At 68.9% G+C, this 4,466-nt stretch carries 4 protein-coding genes; 1 reads left to right on the top strand and 3 read right to left on the bottom strand.

All coding sequences use genetic code 11. From position 1 onward, the window contains the following. Positions 1-5 precede the first annotated feature (5 nt). Together BQ9890_RS14525 and BQ9890_RS14520 are read right to left on the bottom strand one after the other, a co-directional pair. On the bottom strand, positions 6-854 hold the full coding sequence (locus BQ9890_RS14525; RefSeq protein ID WP_075893376.1) for a rhomboid family intramembrane serine protease: 849 nt from the start codon (positions 852-854) through the stop codon (positions 6-8). A gap of 162 nt (positions 855-1,016) precedes the next feature. Then, the gene (locus tag BQ9890_RS14520; protein ID WP_075893374.1) at positions 1,017-1,538 is read right to left on the bottom strand and encodes a peptidylprolyl isomerase; all 522 of its coding nucleotides are present in this window, start codon (positions 1,536-1,538) and stop codon (positions 1,017-1,019) included. A gap of 153 nt (positions 1,539-1,691) precedes the next feature. Between BQ9890_RS14520 and BQ9890_RS14515 the strand changes: the two genes are divergently transcribed. Beyond that, on the top strand, positions 1,692-2,351 hold the full coding sequence (locus tag BQ9890_RS14515) for a hypothetical protein (protein ID WP_075893372.1): 660 nt from the start codon (positions 1,692-1,694) through the stop codon (positions 2,349-2,351). A gap of 215 nt (positions 2,352-2,566) precedes the next feature. Here the strand turns inward: BQ9890_RS14515 and BQ9890_RS14510 are convergent, their stop codons facing one another. Next, a complete protein-coding gene (locus BQ9890_RS14510) occupies positions 2,567-3,958 on the bottom strand; it encodes an Nramp family divalent metal transporter (protein ID WP_075893370.1) in 1,392 nt (463 codons plus the stop codon). Between the last annotated feature and the right edge of the window lie 508 nt (positions 3,959-4,466).

Raw genomic sequence — 4,466 nt, 5'->3', positions numbered from 1 at the left:
CCCCGTCAGTGCAGGAGCAGCGCGTACGTCCCCGCCACCAGGCCCGCCAGGACCAACGCCATGGCGACGGTGGCCAGCACGGTCACCCTTGTCTGCGCCCGTGCCGTCATGCCGCGACGCGGCCGCGCCAGGAGCGTGAACGCCCAGGACACGAGCAGGCCGGTCACCAGGCCCCCGACATGCGCCTGCCAGGAGATGCCCGGCGTGATGAACCCGTAGACCAGGTTGATGCCCAACAGGACCAGCACCGAGGTCGTGTCCACCCCGTTCAACCGCTGCAGGACGAAGACAGCGGCGAAGAGACCGAAGACCGCGCCCGAGGCGCCCACCGTGGCCGTCTGCCATGTCGAGGGGTCCACGAAGCACCACAGGAGCACCGCCAGCGACCCACCCACGGCGCTGAGCACATAGAGGGCGGCGAAGCGCCAGTGCCCCATGACGCCCTCCAGGGAGCGCCCCACCCAGTACAGGGCGAGCATGTTGAACCCGATGTGCCACAGGGAGGCGTGCAGGAACGCCGTGGTGAGGAAGCGCCACGGCTGGTAGTAGCCGACCACCGGGGCGAAGACGAAGGCGCGCTCGGCCGCGGGTGAGACCCACCCGATCACGTAGATGAGCACGCAGGCCGCGATGATGCCGAGCGTGACCACGGGCGAACCCGACGGCATGCGGCGACGGACCCTGCGGGCACAGTCCACGCAGATGGAACGCACCTCGGTGGGGATCGCGCACTCGGCACACATGGGCCTGTTGCACCGCTTGCAGTAGTCGACCGCGCGCACCCCGGGGTGACGCGGGCACTCCGGCGCCGCCGAGGGTTCGGAGCGCTGTCCGTACTGGGGGATCCCTCTCATGGGTCCTTCCCTCCTCATTGACGAGGGCGTCGCCGCCCCGTTCCTGCGTCCGCCGCCCGGCGGCCGGGCTCCCGGGAGGAGTCCGTACCTCCCGGCAGGGTGGGAACCGTAGGGGGCGGGGCGCTCAGCACCCCGCCCCCTCCACCGGTTCCCGGTGCGTGCTCAGTCGGTGACGTCCACCGAGGTGATGACGACGTCGGTGACGGGCTTGTCATTGCGTCCCGTGGGGACTGCGGCAATGGCGTCGACGACGTCCTTGGACGCCTGGTCCACGACCTTGCCGAAGATCGTGTGCTTGGCCTGCAGCCACGGGGTCGGCGCGACGGTGATGAAGAACTGGGACCCGTTGGTGCCGTGTCCGTTGCGCTTGCCGGCATTGGCCATGGCGAGCACGTAGGGCTCGGTGAAGGTCAGCTCGGGGTGGATCTCGTCATTGAACTCGTACCCGGGACCCCCGATGCCCTGACCCAGGGGATCCCCACCCTGGATCATGAAACCCGGGATGACGCGGTGGAAGATCACGCCGTCGTAGAGGGGCTGCGTGGTCTTCTGACCGGTGGCCGGGTGTGTCCACTCCCGCTCGCCCCGGGCGAGCTCGACGAAGTTCTTGACGGTGTTGGGCGCATGGTCGGGGAACAGCTCGACGGTGATGTCACCCATGGTGGTGTGCAGTGTGGCTTCCATGCCCCCATCGTCCCAGATTTGCGCCGTGTGGCACGTCCACACGACTGTCGGGGCACATGGATGGGCTGCAGCTCACAGCTGATCGGTGCACAATGGATGACAAGCATCGCGCCCGTGCAGGCGCGAGGAGGTTCCCACGACTGCGGAGGCATCATGGCCAAGACCCAGAGAATCGATCCGGACCAGCTGAAGGCTGACGCGCGGGTGCTCCGTGACGTCGTCACCGACCAGGCCGGACGCGCCGCTCTGCGGGCCGCAGACCTGGCCGGGCAGGGCATCGAGTGGGCGGCACCCCATGTGCAGCACTCCTGGGACAAGACGGTCGAAAAGGCCACGCCGGTGATCTCCGAGGCGGCCACGCGCGCCCAGGAGGCCGCCGACCACGCCAAGCCCTTCCTCGACGACGTGCACGGCAAGGTCGTGGAGGACTACCTGCCCCGCATCAACAAGGCGGTCACCGACGCCACTGCGGCAGCCACCACCGACGCCGACCTCGCCGAGCGTGCGCGTCTGGTCCGTGAGGCCTCCGCGCGGGCCCTGGTCACCCCGACCGCTCCCGCCCGCAAGCGCCACCGCGTGCTCAAGGCACTGGGCTGGACCGCAGTGGGGGTCTCCGCTGCCGGGCTGGGATACCTGTTGTGGCGTCGCAGCCAGCCGATCGAGGACCCGTGGGCCGAGGAGTACTGGGCCGATCTGGAGACCGAGAACCCGGTGCCCGACGTGCCCGTGGAGAAGGCGGAGGACGCGCCTGCCGAGGAGCCCCCTGCTGATGGGGACGACAAGGGGACTGGCACCGAGGACGACAAGGACTGAACGCCCCACCACCGGCCCGGTCACGACGACCGGACGGTGACGGACAGGACACGCGAGGAGGGGCCCGGGTCATCCCGGGCCCCTCCTCCTGTCCGAACGGGTGACCGGGCAGACCGCCCCGTGCCAGTGGTCGCCCTCGTCGACGCGTGTGACCCCGGCACGACCGCCCGACGGTCCCCCGTCCATCGGAACGGTCAGGACCCCGCCTCGCGGTGTCAGGCCAGGGACCCGACGATCTCGACGATCAGTCGGAGGTTGAGGACGGTGAGCGCCGCTGTGGCGAGCCATCCCAGGGCGGCCACCGCACGCCGGTTGGCGAAGCGCTCGCCCATGATCTTCCGGGAGGACGTGAACCACACCAGGGGCACCATGGACACCGGCAACGCGACGCACAGGAACACCTGGGAGTTCACGAGCAGGGCTTCGAGGGCGCCCTCGTCACCGCCGTAGATGATCGTGAAGATCACCACCGGGATCACCGCGACCAGACGGGTGAGGACCCGCCGGAACCAGAGCGGGACGCGCAGCCGGATGAAGCCTTCCATGACCACCTGACCGGTCAGGGTGCCCGTGATGGTCGAGTTCTGGCCGGAGGCCAGCAGTGCCACGGCGAAGAGGGTGGAAAGCACGGGGCTGGCCACGGCACCCGCCAGCTCGTTGTCCTGGAGCGCGTCGTAGAGCGAACCGAAGGTCGTCAGCTCGCCCGGGGTCCCGAAGAAGAGCGCGGCACCGAGCACCAGCAGGAGGCAGTTGATGACGAAGGCGGCCGAGAGCTGGAGGTTGGAGTCCCAGGTCGCGAAGCGCACGGCCCGGGCCTTCCCGTTCTCGTCGGCCCGGTCGTAGGCGCGTGACTGGACGATCGCGGAGTGCAGGTAGAGGTTGTGGGGCATCACCGTGGCGCCCACGATGCCCAGCGCCATGTGGAGCTCGGAGGGCTGGAGGAGCTGGGTCGTGGGCAGGAAACCGCCGGCGACCTGGCCCATGTCGGGGGAGGCGATCCAGACCTCGTAGACGAAGACCACCATGATCGTGAGGATCAGGGTCGCCACGATCGCCTCGATCTTGCGGAACCCGATGCGCATGAGCAGGAGCAGGAGGAACACGTCGAAGACGGTGATGAAGACGCCCGCCAGGAGCGACATCCCGAAGAGCAGGTGGAGCGCGATGGCGGCGCCGATGACCTCGGCGACGTCGGTGGCCATGATCGCGAGCTCCGCGACGACCCAGAGCACGAAGCCGAGTCGGCGTCCGGTGTGCACGCGCGTCGCCTGGGCGAGGTCCATGCCGGTGACGATGCCGAGCTTGGCCGCCATGTACTGCAGGAGCATGGCCACCAGGCTGGACATCAGGATGACGCTCAGCAGGGAGTAGCCGAACTGGGCTCCGCCACCGATGGAGGTGACCCAGTTGCCGGGGTCCATGTAGCCGACGGCGATGAGCGCGCCGGGACCCGAGAAGCGTGCCAGGGTCCGCAGGAACCCCGCGTCCTCCGACGGCACCTCGACGGTGCCGTTGATCTCCGCCAGTGAGGGGCCATTGGCTGGACGGATCAGGGCCCGTCCCCAGGTCCCACTCCGTGGTGCGCCGAGCGCAGCTGGGATGGCCATTGCTCTCCTCGGACCTCGCGCTGATGTGACAAGTAGTGTTCTATCACTCGAATACGCGATTTCGTAGACCCGAAGTCATGGTGTGACGAACTGTCCTCACCCCCACCCCCGCCGAAGTCCGCTCTGTTCTGGGTTCGAAGTTCGCTCTGTTCCACCCTCGAAGACCGCTCTGTTCCGCCCTCGAAGTCCGCTCTGTTCCACCCTCGAAGTCCGCTCAGTTCTGGGCTCGAAGTCCGCTCAGTTCTGGGCTCGAAGTCCGTCCCTGTTGCCGCTCCGGGTGCGTCCGAGGGAAGTCGGTACGACCGGGGGCGGCCGGGCGCCGGCACACCCTCACCCGTCCCACCCCGTCGGACTCCCACGGGCCCAGCGACACACTTCTCCGTCTCTGCGACGGCCAGTGCAAGGCATCGGGAAGTGACGGGGGACGCCGGGGGTGGTGTCACGGCGGGGACACGCTGTCCAGCACCACGCCGCAGACGCCGCGCGCCGTCCCACCGCCAGGTGGGGG

Origin of the sequence: Actinomyces provencensis, assembly GCF_900155435.1 — a bacterium.
Lineage (GTDB): Bacteria > Actinomycetota > Actinomycetes > Actinomycetales > Actinomycetaceae > Pauljensenia > Pauljensenia provencensis.
The sequence above is the reverse complement of the archived record's forward strand: the minus strand, read 5'-3'. Positions and strand labels throughout refer to the sequence as shown.

What these genes read in the sequence shown, in the direction of transcription:
- BQ9890_RS14525 (WP_075893376.1), bottom strand. Translation starts at nt 854, where the DNA reads ATGAGAGGGATCCCCCAGTACGGACAGCGCTCCGAACCCTCGGCGGCG.
- BQ9890_RS14520 (WP_075893374.1), bottom strand. Translation starts at nt 1,538, where the DNA reads ATGGAAGCCACACTGCACACCACCATGGGTGACATCACCGTCGAGCTG.
- BQ9890_RS14515 (WP_075893372.1), top strand. Translation starts at nt 1,692, where the DNA reads ATGGCCAAGACCCAGAGAATCGATCCGGACCAGCTGAAGGCTGACGCG.
- BQ9890_RS14510 (WP_075893370.1), bottom strand. Translation starts at nt 3,958, where the DNA reads ATGGCCATCCCAGCTGCGCTCGGCGCACCACGGAGTGGGACCTGGGGA.